Annotated in this window: 18 protein-coding genes and 2 tRNA genes; 11 read left to right on the forward strand and 9 right to left on the reverse strand. The window is 66.1% G+C overall.

Going from position 1 to position 13757, the window contains the following annotated elements; translation table 11 throughout:
- Positions 1 to 37 precede the first annotated feature (37 nt).
- The 3 genes from ACLKOY_RS03120 to ACLKOY_RS03130 are packed head-to-tail and all read left to right on the forward strand — an operon-like array spanning position 38 to position 3212.
- Positions 38 to 1111 carry a mechanosensitive ion channel family protein gene (locus ACLKOY_RS03120; protein WP_436452388.1) on the forward strand — a complete coding sequence of 358 codons (1074 nt, stop codon included), beginning with the start codon at positions 38 to 40 and terminating at the stop codon, positions 1109 to 1111.
- Positions 1108 to 1557 carry a globin gene (locus ACLKOY_RS03125; RefSeq protein WP_436452389.1) on the forward strand — a complete coding sequence of 150 codons (450 nt, stop codon included), beginning with the start codon at positions 1108 to 1110 and terminating at the stop codon, positions 1555 to 1557. The genes ACLKOY_RS03120 and ACLKOY_RS03125 overlap by 4 nt, the downstream gene beginning before the upstream one ends.
- Positions 1554 to 3212 (forward strand): FAD-binding dehydrogenase, encoded by a 1659-nt coding sequence (locus ACLKOY_RS03130; protein WP_436452390.1) that lies wholly within the window; start codon positions 1554 to 1556, stop codon positions 3210 to 3212. The genes ACLKOY_RS03125 and ACLKOY_RS03130 overlap by 4 nt, the downstream gene beginning before the upstream one ends.
- Before the next feature lie 13 nt (positions 3213 to 3225).
- Here ACLKOY_RS03130 and ACLKOY_RS03135 read toward each other — a convergent pair whose 3' ends face one another.
- Positions 3226 to 3891: a hypothetical protein gene (locus ACLKOY_RS03135; RefSeq protein ID WP_436452391.1), complete on the reverse strand. Its 666-nt coding sequence runs from the start codon at positions 3889 to 3891 to the stop codon at positions 3226 to 3228.
- A 51-nt stretch (positions 3892 to 3942) separates the two neighbouring features.
- On the opposite strand from ACLKOY_RS03135, the gene ACLKOY_RS03140 reads away from it, so the two are divergent.
- The gene (locus ACLKOY_RS03140) at positions 3943 to 4830 is read left to right on the forward strand and encodes an acyl-CoA thioesterase (RefSeq protein ID WP_436452392.1); all 888 of its coding nucleotides are present in this window, start codon (positions 3943 to 3945) and stop codon (positions 4828 to 4830) included.
- Positions 4831 to 4845: 15 nt separating this feature from the next.
- On the opposite strand, the gene ACLKOY_RS03145 is transcribed toward ACLKOY_RS03140, so the two are convergent.
- From ACLKOY_RS03145 to ACLKOY_RS03160, 4 genes are all read right to left on the reverse strand, one after another.
- Entirely contained in the window at positions 4846 to 5334 is a 489-nt protein-coding gene (locus ACLKOY_RS03145) for an acyl-CoA thioesterase (RefSeq protein WP_436452393.1), read from the reverse strand.
- 7 nt (positions 5335 to 5341) lie between these two features.
- Complete coding sequence (ettA, locus tag ACLKOY_RS03150; RefSeq protein ID WP_140036997.1) at positions 5342 to 7021, reverse strand: energy-dependent translational throttle protein EttA; 1680 nt, start codon at positions 7019 to 7021, stop codon at positions 5342 to 5344.
- A 137-nt stretch (positions 7022 to 7158) separates the two neighbouring features.
- Positions 7159 to 7656, reverse strand: a complete 498-nt coding sequence (locus ACLKOY_RS03155) for a DUF6993 domain-containing protein (RefSeq protein WP_436452394.1) — start codon at positions 7654 to 7656, stop codon at positions 7159 to 7161.
- Between the two features lie 86 nt (positions 7657 to 7742).
- On the reverse strand, positions 7743 to 8285 hold the full coding sequence (locus tag ACLKOY_RS03160; protein ID WP_436452395.1) for a single-stranded DNA-binding protein: 543 nt from the start codon (positions 8283 to 8285) through the stop codon (positions 7743 to 7745).
- 204 nt (positions 8286 to 8489) lie between these two features.
- Between ACLKOY_RS03160 and ACLKOY_RS03165 the strand changes: the two genes are divergently transcribed.
- Positions 8490 to 8759 (forward strand): hypothetical protein, encoded by a 270-nt coding sequence (locus ACLKOY_RS03165; protein ID WP_436452396.1) that lies wholly within the window; start codon positions 8490 to 8492, stop codon positions 8757 to 8759.
- A gap of 22 nt (positions 8760 to 8781) precedes the next feature.
- Here ACLKOY_RS03165 and ACLKOY_RS03170 read toward each other — a convergent pair.
- Positions 8782 to 8857 (reverse strand) — tRNA-Arg (locus ACLKOY_RS03170).
- A 59-nt stretch (positions 8858 to 8916) separates the two neighbouring features.
- Here ACLKOY_RS03170 and orn point away from each other — a divergent pair.
- The 6 genes from orn to ACLKOY_RS03200 all read left to right on the forward strand — a co-directional run bounded on the left by orn (position 8917) and on the right by ACLKOY_RS03200 (position 11565).
- Positions 8917 to 9543 (forward strand): oligoribonuclease, encoded by a 627-nt coding sequence (orn, locus tag ACLKOY_RS03175; RefSeq protein ID WP_436452397.1) that lies wholly within the window; start codon positions 8917 to 8919, stop codon positions 9541 to 9543.
- A gap of 36 nt (positions 9544 to 9579) precedes the next feature.
- Positions 9580 to 9655: transfer RNA gene (locus ACLKOY_RS03180), tRNA-His, on the forward strand.
- 114 nt (positions 9656 to 9769) lie between these two features.
- Positions 9770 to 10402 carry a LysE family transporter gene (locus ACLKOY_RS03185; RefSeq protein WP_436452398.1) on the forward strand — a complete coding sequence of 211 codons (633 nt, stop codon included), beginning with the start codon at positions 9770 to 9772 and terminating at the stop codon, positions 10400 to 10402.
- 37 nt (positions 10403 to 10439) lie between these two features.
- The gene (locus ACLKOY_RS03190; protein ID WP_436452399.1) at positions 10440 to 10787 is read left to right on the forward strand and encodes a metallopeptidase family protein; all 348 of its coding nucleotides are present in this window, start codon (positions 10440 to 10442) and stop codon (positions 10785 to 10787) included.
- Complete coding sequence (gene clpS, locus ACLKOY_RS03195; protein WP_436452400.1) at positions 10784 to 11077, forward strand: ATP-dependent Clp protease adapter ClpS; 294 nt, start codon at positions 10784 to 10786, stop codon at positions 11075 to 11077. The genes ACLKOY_RS03190 and clpS overlap by 4 nt, the downstream gene beginning before the upstream one ends.
- The gene (locus ACLKOY_RS03200) at positions 11074 to 11565 is read left to right on the forward strand and encodes a DUF2017 family protein (RefSeq protein WP_436452401.1); all 492 of its coding nucleotides are present in this window, start codon (positions 11074 to 11076) and stop codon (positions 11563 to 11565) included. The genes clpS and ACLKOY_RS03200 overlap by 4 nt, the downstream gene beginning before the upstream one ends.
- Positions 11566 to 11567: 2 nt before the next feature.
- On the opposite strand, the gene ACLKOY_RS03205 is transcribed toward ACLKOY_RS03200, so the two are convergent.
- Genes ACLKOY_RS03205 through ACLKOY_RS03215 form a run of 3 tightly spaced genes read right to left on the reverse strand, consistent with a single transcriptional unit; the run spans position 11568 to position 13744 of the window.
- Complete coding sequence (locus tag ACLKOY_RS03205; protein WP_140036989.1) at positions 11568 to 12149, reverse strand: hypothetical protein; 582 nt, start codon at positions 12147 to 12149, stop codon at positions 11568 to 11570.
- Positions 12133 to 12450, reverse strand: a complete 318-nt coding sequence (locus ACLKOY_RS03210; protein WP_140036988.1) for a hypothetical protein — start codon at positions 12448 to 12450, stop codon at positions 12133 to 12135. Before ACLKOY_RS03210 ends, ACLKOY_RS03205 begins: the two co-directional genes overlap by 17 nt.
- 37 nt (positions 12451 to 12487) lie before the next feature.
- On the reverse strand, positions 12488 to 13744 hold the full coding sequence (locus tag ACLKOY_RS03215) for a DNA polymerase IV (RefSeq protein WP_436452402.1): 1257 nt from the start codon (positions 13742 to 13744) through the stop codon (positions 12488 to 12490).
- Between the last annotated feature and the right edge of the window lie 13 nt (positions 13745 to 13757).

Genomic DNA, 13757 nt, shown 5'->3' on the forward strand with positions numbered 1-13757 from the left:
CAGCCCGCGCAGAGGCCTGATGGCTACTCTGGAGGGGATGATTCTGCCATTCGAAACAAACCCTGACCCCGCGGAGACCACTCTCCCCGGCTGGTGGACGGACGCCGTCACAGTGCTCCGCGATGTGGGCCTGCAGGCGCTCGGCGTCGCCGCGATCATCGCCGGCTGCATCGTGATCGCTCTGGTCCTTCGAGTGGTCATCCGCAGGATCGTGCACCGCATCGTCGACAGCGCCAAGAACAAGGCATCGGTCGACGACACGCAGGCGCTCGAGCGATCCCCTCTCGCCGATATGCGCCTCGTGCAGCGCACGCGAACCCTCGGGACGATCCTGCAGAACATCGTGAACGTCATGCTGGTGGTGATCGCCATCGTGTTGGTGGTCAACCACCTGGCTCCGACGCTGCTCGGGTCTCTGACCCTCCTCACCGCGGCGGTCGGCGCCGGTCTCGGTTTCGGAGCCCAGAACATCGTCAAGGACGTGCTCAACGGCATGTTCATCGTGGCGGAGGATCAGATCGGAATCGGCGACGTCGTGGATCTGGGGCTCGCCTCGGGTGTGGTGGAGTACGTGAGTGTGCGAATCACGCAGGTGCGCGACGTGAACGGCACGCTCTGGTACGTCCGCAACGGTGAGGTGCTCCGTATCGGAAACATGTCGCAGGGCTGGGCCCGGGCGATCATCGATCTCGGGGTGCCGGTCGACTCCGACCTCGAGAAGGTCGAGAAGACGATGCTCGACACCGCCCTTGCGCTCTCGAAAGACCCGAAGTGGCGCACCCGCATCATCGAGAAGCCCGAGCTGTGGGGTCTGGAGTCGATCAACGGCGACGCCCTCGTCGTCCGTCTCGTCATCAAGGCTCGCGCCAATGCCAAGGACGACGTCGCCCAGGAGCTCCGCAAGCGCCTGCGATCGGCGATGCTCGAGAACGATGTCATGCTCCCGAGCATGACGACCGTGGTACCCACCGGTCTCGATGGCGCGCGCCGGGTGCGGGGCGCGAATCCCCCCAAGACCCGTCCGAACGCCGTCACCGGTGTTCCCGTCATCCCGGATCGTGGAATCTGGCGGCGCAAGAAGACGAACGACGACGGGAGCTCCCAGAAGTGACGTTCTACGACGAGGTCGGCGGTCGCGACACATTCGCGAAGATCGTGTCGGTCTTCTACCGCGAGGTCGCACTCGACCCGGTCCTGAAGCCGATGTACCCGGAGGAGGATCTCGGCCCCGCCGAGGAGCGCCTGCTGATGTTCCTCGCGCAGTACTGGGGTGGCCCCACGACTTACGGGGAGACGCGCGGGCATCCGCGCCTGCGGATGCGCCATATGCCTTTCCACGTCGACCCCGACGCCCGTGACCGGTGGCTGCGACACATGCGAACCGCCCTGGACGAGGCGCAGTTGTCGCCACTCCACGAATCGACGCTCTGGGACTACCTCGAACGCGCCGCGTATGCCATGGTGAACACATTCGAGCCGTCCGGCATCGGCACACCCTCAGGCGGGCGCCCCGCGCTCGAGACGCGATCACGTCAGGAATCAACGGAGAGCACATGACGAACATGCCCCTGTCTGCAGACGTACTGGTCATCGGATGGGGGCTCGCCGGTCTCGTCGCAGCGGGTGAGGCACTGGAGGCCGGCCGCCGTGTGATCCTGGTCGACCAGGAACCGCGCACGAACCTCGGCGGGCAGGCATGGTGGTCGTTCGGTGGACTGTTCCTCATCGACTCCCCTGAGCAGAGGCGGATGGGCATTCGCGATTCGCTCGCCCTCGCCACGCAGGACTGGTTCGGGACCGCTTCGTTCGACCGCCCTGAGGACCACTGGCCGCGCCGATGGGCAGAGGCCTATCTGCAGTTCGCCGCCGGAGAGAAGCGTTCGTGGTTGCGTGAACGCGGAGTGGGTTTCTTCCCGGTCGTCGGCTGGGCCGAACGAGGAGGCTACGGGGCGCTCGGTCCCGGAAACTCGGTCCCTCGATTCCACATCACGTGGGGCACCGGACCCGGTGTCGTCGCACCGTTCGCCGCCGCGGTCGAGCAGGGCGAGCGCGAGGGCCGGATCACGATCCTCCCCCGCCACCGCGTGACAGAGCTCATCACCACCGACGGAGCGGTCACCGGCGCACGCGGGGCGATCCTGGAATCGAGTCCTGCCGCTCGCGGGGTCGAGTCGTCGCGGCAGGCGATCGGTGACTTCGAGATCACCGCCGGCGCCACGATCGTCTCGTCTGGCGGCATCGGGGGAAATCACGACCTCGTGCGCGCCGCATGGCCCACCAGCCTCGGCGTTCCTCCCGAGCACATGCTGACCGGGGTGCCGGCATACGTGGACGGATCGATGCACGCCGTCTCGGAGTCGGCCGGCGCGCGCATCATCAACGGCGACCGCATGTGGCACTACGTCGAAGGCATCACGAACTGGGATCCGGTGTGGCCGTCGCACGGCATTCGCATCCTCCCCGGCCCGTCATCGCTGTGGCTGGACGCCACAGGCAGAAGACTGCCCGTGCCGCTCTTCCCGGGCTTCGACACCTTGGGCACACTCGCCCACCTCCGCACCACGGGCTACGACCACTCGTGGTTCGTGACCTCTCGTCAGATCGTCGAGAAGGAGTTCGCTCTCTCCGGAAGCGAGCAGAACCCCGATCTCACCGGCAAGGACGTCGGGCTCCTCGTGAAGTCGAGGCTCGCCAAGGGACCGACGGGGCCGGTGCAGGCGTTCCTCGACGAGGGCGAGGACTTCATCGTCGAGAAAGACCTCGAATCGCTGCTCGAGCAGATGCAACAGCATCCGGGCGGAGAGTCCCTCGACATCGATCACGTGCGACGGGAGGTCGTCGCACGTGACCTCGAGATGGAGAACGAGTTCACGAAGGACGCTCAGATCGGCATGCTGCGTTCGATGCGCGGATACCGCGGCGACAAGCTGATCCGCACCGCATCTCCGCATCGGCTGCAGGACCCGGCGGCCGGTCCGCTGATCGCGGTCAAACTGCACGTGCTCACGAGGAAATCTCTCGGCGGCATCAACACCGACCTCGACGGCCGCGCCCTCGGAGCCGACGGTGAGCCGATTCCGGGTCTGTATGCCGCAGGTGAAGCGAGCGGCTTCGGAGGCGGTGGCGTGCACGGCTACCGGGCGCTCGAGGGCACGTTCCTCGGCGGGTGCCTGTTCTCGGGGCGTCAGGCCGGGCGCGCCGCGGCTCGGTGACCTCGCGCTCCCGCTACTGCGTGGAGCCCGTGCCCCTGACCGCGGTGAGCCCCGTGGCGACGGGTCCACGAGCGAGCACGTGACCCCGCCGGAAAGCGAGTCGAGTCCACCGTCCCGATTGCATCACCGGAACGTCTTCCTCGCCGGAGATGAAGCCGAAGGCGTCGGCCGCGAACGCGACTCCGCGCGGCAGACCACCGAGATCGTCGTCGGGCTCGCCCCAGATGGCTGCACGGAGGGCCCTGACGGCTTCCTCCCCCGATCCGGGCGTCGCGCCATGCGCGACGGCGCTGATCCCCCACTGCGCGCGCCGAGCAATGACGGATGCTGCCAGGGTCGAGGTCGGCTGCCATTGGCCGCGCGGCGGAGCGACCCCGGCCCACGCGGGTGAGAGCCCCGTCTCGGGCAGGGTCAGCGCGCGCTCATCATCGGTCGCCGTGAGGGACGACACGACGACGTCGCATTCGAGCTCAGGGTCTGCCTGCACGACGCGCATCGCCAGCACTGTCGGAGTCTGATCGAACAGACCGTGGGGCGCTAGAGCGGCTCCTGTGAGCGCGAGAACACCGCGCGCGGCCTGCAGCCGGACCCCTTCATCGGAGATGCGGGTGGCTCGCCCGAGGAAGGTCAGAACGTCCTTCGCGGTCTCGGCGTCTGCAAGAAGAAGCTGGTGGGGCACACCCTCTAAACTAGCAACGCCAGCGGCATCCGCAGTCGCGGAAAGGAAGTCATGACCGCCGACGCCCACGCGATTCGCACCGTCGACCAGCTACTCGACGTGCTGGACCTCGATTCGACTCAGGCCCGCACCACCGAGGACATCTTCATCGGATCTTCTCATCCGATGCCCTCAGGGCGGATCTACGGTGGCCAGGTGCTGGCACAGAGCCTCCTCGCCGCGGAACGGACGCTCCCGGAGGATCGCGCAGTGCATTCCATGCACGGGTACTTTCTGCGGCCCGGAGACGCGGGCCAGGGCATCACGATCGCCGTCGACCGCATCCACGACGGTCGGTCTTTCTCGACTCGTCGTTCGCAGGCGTATCAGAACGGGGTGCCGATCTTCTCCATGATCGCCTCCTTCCAGGACGACGATCCGGGCATCGAGCACGCAGCGCCCATGCCCGAAGGAATTCCCGGTCCGGACTCTCTGCTGCCTGATGAGCAGCGCGTCGACGGGCTGCCGTCCGGCGTGGTTCGGATGCTCAGCGATCGCGCTGCTGACGTGCGCCACATCGACTCGCCGATGTTCCTGCCGAGCGAGGATTCCCGCGTACCTCAACAGGGCGTCTGGATGCGCATGAAGGCGCCCCTTCCCGACGACCAGCGCATTCACCGGGCGGCTCTCGCGTATCTGAGCGATATGACGATCCAGGAGTCCATCCTGCGCGCCCATGGCGTGTACTGGGGGCTTCCCGGGTTGAAGGTCGCGAGTCTCGACCATGCGATGTGGTGGCACCGACCTGCTCGCGTCGACGAGTGGCTGCTCTACCTGCAGGAATCGCCGAACGCTCGCGGCGGCCGCGGTCTCGCGCAGGGACGCATCTACACGCAGTCTGGCGAGCTCGTCGCCTCCGTGGCACAGGAGATCATGGTCCGGGTGCCGAGACCGGCCTGACGTTGCGCCCGCGGGTCAGCGGTGGGTGTACTCGATGGACGGGCCGACGTACGGCTCCCACGCCTTGCGCATCTCGGTCGTGAGACGGGTGGGCCGGCCCGTCTTGGCGTCCACAAGCACGATGATCGCGGTCGATCGCGCATAGATCGTGCGAGGCTCGGCCGCGGGGTCGTTGTGCACCTCGTAGCAGACCTCGACACTGGAGCCGCCGAGCTTGCCGAACCACATCTGCACCTCGAGCGGTCGCCGCTGATACGGCACGGGAGCGAGGTACTCGATCTCCTGCCGGGCGATGAGCGTCAGCGTGCCCTCGTCGATGCCTGAGTCGAGCACGGCCGTCGAGGGCGCCTGCTCACCGGGGCCCGCACGCCAGAACGCGCGCACGCGCGCCTCCTCGAGAAGCTTCAGCATCGAGGTGTTGTTGACGTGATTGAATGCGTCCAGATCGCCCCAGCGGAGGTGGATCGGGATGTGCAGCCGGGGCCCCGGTGTCAGGTCGGACATCGAGCGATCAGTCGCGCGTGAGCTTGCGGTGCGTGGACCGGTGCGGCTTGGCCGCGTCGGCTCCGAGGCGCTGGATCTTGTTCTCCTCGTAAGCCTCGAAGTTGCCCTCGAACCAGTACCACTGCGCGGGCTTCTCGTCTGTGCCCTCGTACGCGAGGATGTGGGTCGCGATGCGGTCGAGGAACCACCGGTCGTGGGTGATGACCACGGCGCAGCCGGGGAACTCGAGAAGCGCGTTCTCGAGTGAACCGAGCGTCTCGACGTCCAGGTCGTTGGTGGGCTCGTCGAGCAGAAGCAGGTTGCCACCCTCCTTGAGCGTGAGGGCCAGGTTCAGACGGTTGCGCTCACCACCGGAGAGCACACCTGCCTTCTTCTGCTGGTCCGGACCCTTGAACCCGAACTTCGAGACGTACGCACGCGAGGGGATCTCCGTCTTGCCCACGGTGATGACGTCGAGGCCGTCGGACACGACCTCCCACAGCGTCTTGTCGGGGTCGATGTTAGAGCGTGACTGGTCGACGTAGCTGATCTTGACTGTTTCACCGATCTTGAGGTCACCGCCGTCGAGCGGCTCCAGACCCACGATCGTCTTGAACAGGGTCGTCTTACCGACACCATTGGGTCCGATCACGCCGACGATCCCGTTCGGCGGCAGATTGAAGCTGAGCCCATCGATGAGCACCCGGCCGTCGAAGCCCTTCTGCAGCTTCTTCGCATCGATCACGATGCTTCCGAGGCGCGGTCCTGCGGGAATCGAGATCTCCTCGAAGTCCAGCTTCCTGGTCCGCTCGGCCTCCGTCGCCATCTCCTCGTAGCGCGCGAGTCGAGCCTTCGACTTGGTCTGACGACCCTTCGCGCTGGACCTGACCCACTCCAGCTCCTCCTTGAGGCGCTTGGCGAGCTTCGCGTCCTTCTTGCCCTGGATCTCGAGGCGTTCGCCCTTCTTCTCCAGGTAGGTCGAGTAGTTGCCCTCGTAGCCGATCAGACGGCCGCGGTCGACCTCGGCGATCCACTCGGCGACGTGGTCGAGGAAGTACCGGTCGTGAGTGATGGCGATCACGGCACCCTTGTAGGCCTGAAGGTGCTGCTCCAGCCAGAGCACACTCTCCGCGTCGAGGTGGTTGGTCGGCTCGTCGAGCAGCAGCAGATCGGGCTTCTGCAGGAGAAGCTTCGCGAGCGCGACGCGTCGCTTCTCACCGCCGGAGAGCGGGGCGATGGCCGCGTCGCCTGGCGGCGTGCGCAGGGCATCCATGGCCTGTTCGAGCTGCGAGTCGAGATCCCAGCCGTCTGCGGCGTCGATCTCCTCCTGCAGGGTGCCCATCTCGGCGAGAAGCGAGTCGAAGTCAGCATCGGGATCCGCCATGAGCATGGAGATCTCGTTGAACCGGTCGACCTTCGCCTTGATGGCGATGCCGTCCTGGATGTTCTCGATCACCGTCTTGGTCTCGTCGAGCTCGGGCTCCTGCATCAGGATTCCGACCGAGAAACCGGGAGAAAGCTTCGCCTCACCGTTCGACGGCGTGTCCATGCCGGCCATGATCTTGAGGATCGTCGACTTACCGGCGCCGTTCGGACCCACCATGCCGATCTTCGCACCGGGCAGGAACGCCATCGTGACGTCATCGAGGATGAGCTTGTCGCCCACCGCCTTGCGCGCACGAACCATCGAGTAGATGTACTCAGCCACCGAAAACCGCTCCTTCTGTTGGCGTCGAAGATCGACACTCCAGCCTACCGGCGATCGCGCAAGGCGCTACCGAACGCCGGTGCGACCTCTGAAGACACGGGTGAGCGACTCGCGCCCCGTGCCGATGACCCGGCGTGTCACCAGTCGATCGCTCGCGTCGCCCCGACGAGACAACGGCCCTCGGCCAGCTGGGGCATCACGACCGTGACGGGTTCGCCCGTCGACGGACCCACCTGACCGATGAGGCACTCGGTGTCTCCCCAGCGCACGGCGAACATCAGGCTCTCAGCAGGATTCCCTACAGTCGTGACGTCCTGGGTCACCTGCATGGCCGCGCGGTCGAACCCCGCGGCCGTCAGCGCGTCGATGTATGCGCGGCCAGAGGCGCGCTGGTCGGACGCCCAGACGCTACCGGTCACGGCCGCGAAGAGCGGCAGGTTGTCGTCTGCGGTGCCGTCTGCGACGTACACGGGAACCGACGGCGACCCTGACGGGCGGGGGCTCACACCGGCGCCGGTGGGCTCCGGCGTGGGCGGTGTGGGCGGCCCGCACGAGGTCAACAGCAGCACCAGCGTCGCGGCAACGCCGGTCGCGGTCGCCACACGCGATGCGGAGGAGTCCGGTCGTCGAAGCACGAACTGAGTCTAAGGGCGTCCTCCCCCGCACGCGCCTGAGCACGCTCACGACCGCCGTGCGCGGCGGCGTCGTTCGGTCGCGGAACTCAGAGAGGCCGCGTCTCTGCAGCAGACGAATCCGCGAAGTCGTCTTCGGCACCGGAGAGCCCGCCGTCCCTCGCTGCCCACGACGTGTCGATGTCCGCCACGTCGTCACCCGAGAGCGACCGCTGCCCGCTGTCGTCGTGCGGATCCGATGCCGCAGCGCTTCTGGGCGAGGCGTCGACGGCCGATCGTGCACTCCGTCGATACGCCGTCGTCCCCCACCGGAGGTCGTGGCCGATCGCATCGGCATCGATGTCGACGCTCGTGCCCTGCTTGCCGTTGTTCTCCCAGGCGCGGATCTTCATCCTGCCCGTCACGATCACGCTGTCACCCGACCGCAGCGAGACCTTCGCGTGTTCCCCCAACTGACGGAAGGCCGCCACCGAGTACCAGTTCGTCGTCACGTCGACCCACGTCTGCGTCGCATCGTCGAATCGTCGATGCGTACTCGCGAGTCGGAAGTTCGTGACGGGGATTCCACTGGTCGTTCGCCCCTGAGTCGGATCGGTGGCGACGTTGCCGACGATGGTAACTGTGTCATGCATGTTCTCTCCTCTGTGCCCGGAGCGTGCGTCCGGCTCACCTCAGAGTGCGCCCTGTCGAAGTATCTGCGTGGCCGGGAACACGGACATCCTGAGCAACCCGGATATGTGCCCGGATGTGCAGGAGAACTGCGTTCGCGGGCATCCTCGCCCCGCGCGCGCAATGTCGGTGGTCGGTCATACGTTCGAACCATGAAAGGAGATTCGATGTCTGCAACCCTGAGCACGTCCGTACCCGAAGTCCCCTACGCGACACCGCAGCTGTCGACCAAGAAGGAGCACCTGGTGCGCGCGTCTGCCCGTCTGTGGCGGGTTCAAGACGCGAGCGCGAGGGTCCTCGGCCACCTGCGCCTCATCCCGGATCCGCTCGGGGTTCGCTACCGCGCGGAGCGCCTGCACCTCGCCACAGCGTCATTCCGACTCGTCGGCGACTTCTGGAGCGCAGATGATGCGGTCGCCGCGCTGCGCAACGGCTGAGCGCGCCGCCCGGTTCAGGTGATGGTGCCCCCGGCAGGATTCGAACCTGCGACCAAGAGATTAGAAGGCTCCTGCTCTATCCCCTGAGCTACGGAGGCGCACAGATCTACCGTACCGCGCCCGACTCCGATGTCAGAGCCGTCGATAGGATGGCGAGATGGTATCTGCCTCAGAAAACGACCGCCTCGTCTGGATCGATTGCGAGATGACCGGTCTCGATCTGGCCGTCGACGAACTCGTAGAGATCGCCGTCGTCGTCACCGACTTCGAACTCCGTCCGGTCGACCCGGGCTTCCAGATCGTGATCCGCCCGAGCGACGCAGCCCTCGAGAACATGAATGACTTCGTGACCAAGATGCACGAGACGTCAGGGCTGATCACCGAGATCCCTCACGGTGTATCGCTGGCGGAGGCCGAGGCGCAGACCCTCGCGTACGTCAAGCAGTTCGCTCCCGTCGAACGCAAGGCTCCGCTCGCCGGCAACACCATCGGCACAGACCGGATGTTCCTGGCCAAGTACATGAGTCAGGTCGACCAGTGGCTCCACTATCGCAACGTCGACGTCTCGAGCATCAAAGAGCTGTCGCGGCGATGGTACCCCCGCGTCTTCTTCCAGGCACCCGCGAAAGACGGCGGACACCGCGCCCTCGCAGACATTCTCGAGTCCATCCGCGAGCTGCGGTACTACCGCGAGGCGGTCTTCGTCGACGAGCCCGGACCCTCGAGTGATGATGCTCGCGACATCGCCGCACGCACCGTGTCAGAGTTCACTCCGAACATGTAATAGACTCGTCTGGTTGCCGATCACGATCGGCACATGGTGGGTATAGCTCAGCTGGTAGAGCGCTGGCTTGTGGTGCCGGATGTCGCGGGTTCGAGTCCCGTTACTCACCCCACATAGAGAAGGTCCGAGTCGAAAGACTCGGACCTTCTTCAATTCACGTCCGCTTCGCGCACTCGACCCTGACGCCGGTGATCGAGGCAGGGCGAGCGACCCGTAGGATTGCGGGGTGTCGCTCGCAGTGTGGTTCTCGCTTCTGACCGCCTGCGTGGTGATCAGCTTCACGCCGGGCGCCGGCGCCATCAACACGATGTCGAATGCCCTGAGCCAGGGCTGGCGTCGTTCGATCTGGGGAATCCTCGGACAGCAGCTCGCTCTCATCGTGCACGTCGTCATCGTCGCGGCGGGACTGGGACTCGTCGTGTCGCAGTCCGAGGTGCTGTTCAACGTGATCCGGTACGCAGGTGCGGCGTACCTGGTCTTCCTCGGGATACGTCTCATCCTCACGAGACCGAAGCTCCCCGTCTCTGACGAGGAAGGGATCACTGTCGACCTCTATGAGGGGCACTGGTCGATGATCAGGCGGGGGTTCTGGGTGAACCTCCTCAACCCGAAGGCGATCGTCTTCTTTCTTGCCTTCATCCCGCAGTTCATCCGTCTGGATGAACCGCAGCTCCCGCAGTACCTCACTCTCATCGGCACGGTCCTCATCGTCGACATCGTGGTGATGTGGGGATTCTTCGCGACCGCGGCCCGTCCATTCCGACGGCTCACACGATCGGCAAGCGGACAGCGGACCCTCAACAGCGTCTTCGGAATCCTCTTCATCGCCGTCGCTGGCCTCCTCGTCTTCCTGCACTGAGGCAACGCTCCCCCGACCCGGCAATAGGCTGGACGTGATGGAAATGGATGCTGCGAACTTCGAAGAACTGGTGATCGACGAGCTCGATCGGCTGCCCGACGAGATGGTCGACGGGCTGGAGAACGTGGTGTTCGTCGTCGAGGATCGGCCTGAGGACGGGAGCCTCGACCTGCTCGGGCTCTACGACGGGCTGGCGCTGACCGAACGCACGCAATACGGCTCCGGCGAACTCCCCGACCGGATCGTCGTCTACCGCGAGCCGCATCTGGCTGCATGCGAGACGGACGACGAGTTGCGCGACGAGATACACACGACCCTGGTGCACGAGATCGCGCACTTCTACGGCATCAACGACGAGCAGCTCCACACGCTGGGGTGGGCATGAGTCCCCTCGCGACACCGGATATCGACGAGCTCGTCGATCTCGTGGCAGCTCCGCTCGAACCGTGGGAGGTCGTCGTGTGGAACGACCCTGTCAACCTGATGAGCTACGTCGTGCGAGTGTTCCGCACCTACTTCGGCTACTCGCTGGAGCGCGCGACGGTGCTCATGCGCCAGGTCCACCACGACGGCCAGGCCATCGTGGCGACGGGACCGCGGGAGACGATGGAGGTGCACGCCCAGGCGATGCACGACTACGGCCTGTGGGCGACTGTCCGAAAGGCCGCGAGATGAGCGAACCGATGGTGCGGATCCGCATGGCTCGGGTCGAGGGCGCGCAACTCGCTCAGCTGGTCGACGACTTCCGCGAATTGGTCGGCGCGAACCGCGACCTCGACGATCCCGCGATCGCCCGGCTGGTTCCCGATCCCTACCCCGACGACGAGGACTCCTCGCGCGCCTTCCGCGATGCGACAGGAGCTGACCTTCTCGATCGACGCGCTCTGGACGCGGACGTCGTCCGCACCTCGCTCGCAGGCATGCGCGGTGACCTCGGCGAGATGTCGCAGAGCGAGGCCTTCACGGAGCACGACCTCGACATACCCGCGTCGGACATCGACGCGTGGATGCGCACGCTCACCGCGCTTCGGCTCGTGATCGCCGACCGCCTCGGCATCGAGAGCGACGATGACCATGATCCCGACGACCCGAGGTTCGGAGTCTACGACTGGCTCGGGTACCGTCTCGAACTCACCATCGAATCCGCCGACGAACTCCTCTAGAGCTACGGAACTTCGATGACCCTGGTCGCGAGAGCACGAGGATCATCGCGCACGATGTGATCGGCCTCCTGCTGCGCCCAGCGTTCCCAGTGAGGACGGTACGTCTCTCCATCGCGCGCCAGCGCTCGCGCCTTTCGACCGGACTCCGCGGACTCGACCCAGACTCGGACATCCGCTATCGCAGCGGTCGCAGGCGTGAGGATCCCACTCCCCTCGATCAACACTCCGAGCGCAGGGTCCACCGCGTGAGTCTCAGCCTCGGTGCCGTTCTCCCAGTCCCATCGTCGCCACTCGCCGAGATACCCCCGGCCGTGCGGACGGAGGATGCCGTCCAGAGCACGCTCCGATCCCTCTCTGAGCCCGTCCCATCCCGGATAGATCGAGTCCAGAGCGACGAGCTGCACCCGACCCGCGATCGGCCAACGCTCGACGAGCATGCGTGCGAGAGTCGTCTTCCCCGCCCCGCTGCGACCGTCGATCAGGACGACCGGGTTCGCCGCCGCGAGCATGTGGATGTCGTCGACGATCAGAGTCGCGGCGCGCTCAAGGGCGGCAGCGACCGGGTCGTCACTTCTTGAGGGCACGGATGATGCGAGAGAACGCGCGCCCGGTCACCCAGACGAACGGCACAGCCACGACGAGCAGCGTCACGATGTTGGGCTCGAACCGGAGTCCTTCCTCACGGCGGACGTAGACGCCGACCGGCACCGACACGCCGCCTCCACCACCGCCCTCGGCGCCGTCACCGCTTCCGCCGCCGAAGCCTGAGTAGGTGAACGCCACCGGAGTGATGCTCACGCCGTCGACATCCTGCGGCTCGCCGTACGCGCTCTTCACGCCGAACGAGGCGGCCTGCTTTCCGAGTTCCAGTGCAATGTTGGGCATGTCTCCACGCTAGCCCAGGAATCGATCGCGAGAAGGGTCAATCCAGCCCGTGCGCCCGTGGATGCTGCGCGGCACCACGCCCGTCACTGCGACCGATGTGTCTCGCGCGGCTGATCGTGGCCGTGCCGAATCGTGCGACGGCGTCGTCGACCGCGCCCTCGACGCGTCGCCAGTCCTCGTCGTCATCCCAGAGGCCGAAGCCACCGCCTCCGGCCGGCCGCAGCTTCTCAGCGCGCACCCCGACCAGACGCACGGGGTCCCTGCGCTCGATCTGGTCGAAGAGCGCTTGGGCGGCCTCGCCGATGCGTTGACCGACCGCGGTGGGCTCCGAGAGAGTCTGTGAGCGACTGATGGTGCGGAAATCGTCGAACCTGATCTTGATCGCGACCGTCGACGTCTCCCATTCGGCTTTCCGCAGGCGCGCTGCGACGCGGTCGGCGAGGCGCAGAAGCTCTGCTCTCAAGAAGGATCTGTCCGAGATGTCGGTGTCGAACGTCTCCTCGTGCCCGACGCTCTTCTCGACGCGCTCGGTCTCGACCGTGCGGGGGTCCTCCCCGCGTGCGAGTTCCGCGAGACGCGCGCTCAGCGCCGGGCCGACTGCACGGTCGAGCATCGCCTGGGACGAGGTGCGGATGTCGCGCACCGTGCGGATTCCGCGGCCCTCCAACGCTTCGGCCGCCTTCGGTCCCACGCCCCACATCGCGCGCACCGGGCGCGGATCGAGGAAGTCCTGAGTGTCGGCTGCCGCGATGACGAGCATCCCATCGGGCTTCGAGATCGTCGAGGCCATCTTCGCCACATGCTTCGTTGCAGCGACTCCGACGCTGCAGGTGATGCCCACTTCGTCTTTGACCCGCTCTCGAACGAGATGCGCGATCTGCGCAGGACTGCCCCAGAGCCGCCGGACACCGCGCACGTCGAGAAAAGCCTCGTCGACCGACAGCGGCTCGACCAGTGGGGTGAACGACTCGAAGATCGCCATCACCTGACGCGAGACCGCCTGATACCGATGGAAGTGCGGAGGAACGATGCGGGCGGACGGGCAGAGGCGCAGCGCCTGTGACACAGGCATCGCCGCACGCACGCCGTAGCGGCGCGCCTCGTAGGAGGCGCTGGACACCACCGATCGGCCATCGGGAGACCCGATGATCAGCGGGAGGCCGCGCAGGCTCGGATCGTCGAGCACCTCTACCGCCGCATAGAACGCGTCCATGTCGACGTGGAGGATGCTCGTTCCGGTGTCGTCGGCATCGGCAGACGACACGATGCGCCCTCTGCCGTCACCGTGTCCCATGAGACCATTCTCC

This window comes from Microbacterium sp. K2 (genome assembly GCF_051365005.1).
GTDB lineage: Bacteria > Actinomycetota > Actinomycetes > Actinomycetales > Microbacteriaceae > Microbacterium > Microbacterium foliorum_B.

What these genes read in the sequence shown, in the direction of transcription:
- ACLKOY_RS03120 (WP_436452388.1), top strand. Translation starts at nt 38, where the DNA reads ATGATTCTGCCATTCGAAACAAACCCTGACCCCGCGGAGACCACTCTC.
- ACLKOY_RS03130 (WP_436452390.1), top strand. Translation starts at nt 1,554, where the DNA reads ATGACGAACATGCCCCTGTCTGCAGACGTACTGGTCATCGGATGGGGG.
- ACLKOY_RS03140 (WP_436452392.1), top strand. Translation starts at nt 3,943, where the DNA reads ATGACCGCCGACGCCCACGCGATTCGCACCGTCGACCAGCTACTCGAC.
- ACLKOY_RS03145 (WP_436452393.1), bottom strand. Translation starts at nt 5,334, where the DNA reads ATGTCCGACCTGACACCGGGGCCCCGGCTGCACATCCCGATCCACCTC.
- ACLKOY_RS03160 (WP_436452395.1), bottom strand. Translation starts at nt 8,285, where the DNA reads ATGCATGACACAGTTACCATCGTCGGCAACGTCGCCACCGATCCGACT.
- ACLKOY_RS03165 (WP_436452396.1), top strand. Translation starts at nt 8,490, where the DNA reads ATGTCTGCAACCCTGAGCACGTCCGTACCCGAAGTCCCCTACGCGACA.
- orn (WP_436452397.1), top strand. Translation starts at nt 8,917, where the DNA reads ATGGTATCTGCCTCAGAAAACGACCGCCTCGTCTGGATCGATTGCGAG.
- ACLKOY_RS03190 (WP_436452399.1), top strand. Translation starts at nt 10,440, where the DNA reads ATGGAAATGGATGCTGCGAACTTCGAAGAACTGGTGATCGACGAGCTC.
- clpS (WP_436452400.1), top strand. Translation starts at nt 10,784, where the DNA reads ATGAGTCCCCTCGCGACACCGGATATCGACGAGCTCGTCGATCTCGTG.
- ACLKOY_RS03200 (WP_436452401.1), top strand. Translation starts at nt 11,074, where the DNA reads ATGAGCGAACCGATGGTGCGGATCCGCATGGCTCGGGTCGAGGGCGCG.
- ACLKOY_RS03210 (WP_140036988.1), bottom strand. Translation starts at nt 12,450, where the DNA reads ATGCCCAACATTGCACTGGAACTCGGAAAGCAGGCCGCCTCGTTCGGC.
- ACLKOY_RS03215 (WP_436452402.1), bottom strand. Translation starts at nt 13,744, where the DNA reads ATGGGACACGGTGACGGCAGAGGGCGCATCGTGTCGTCTGCCGATGCC.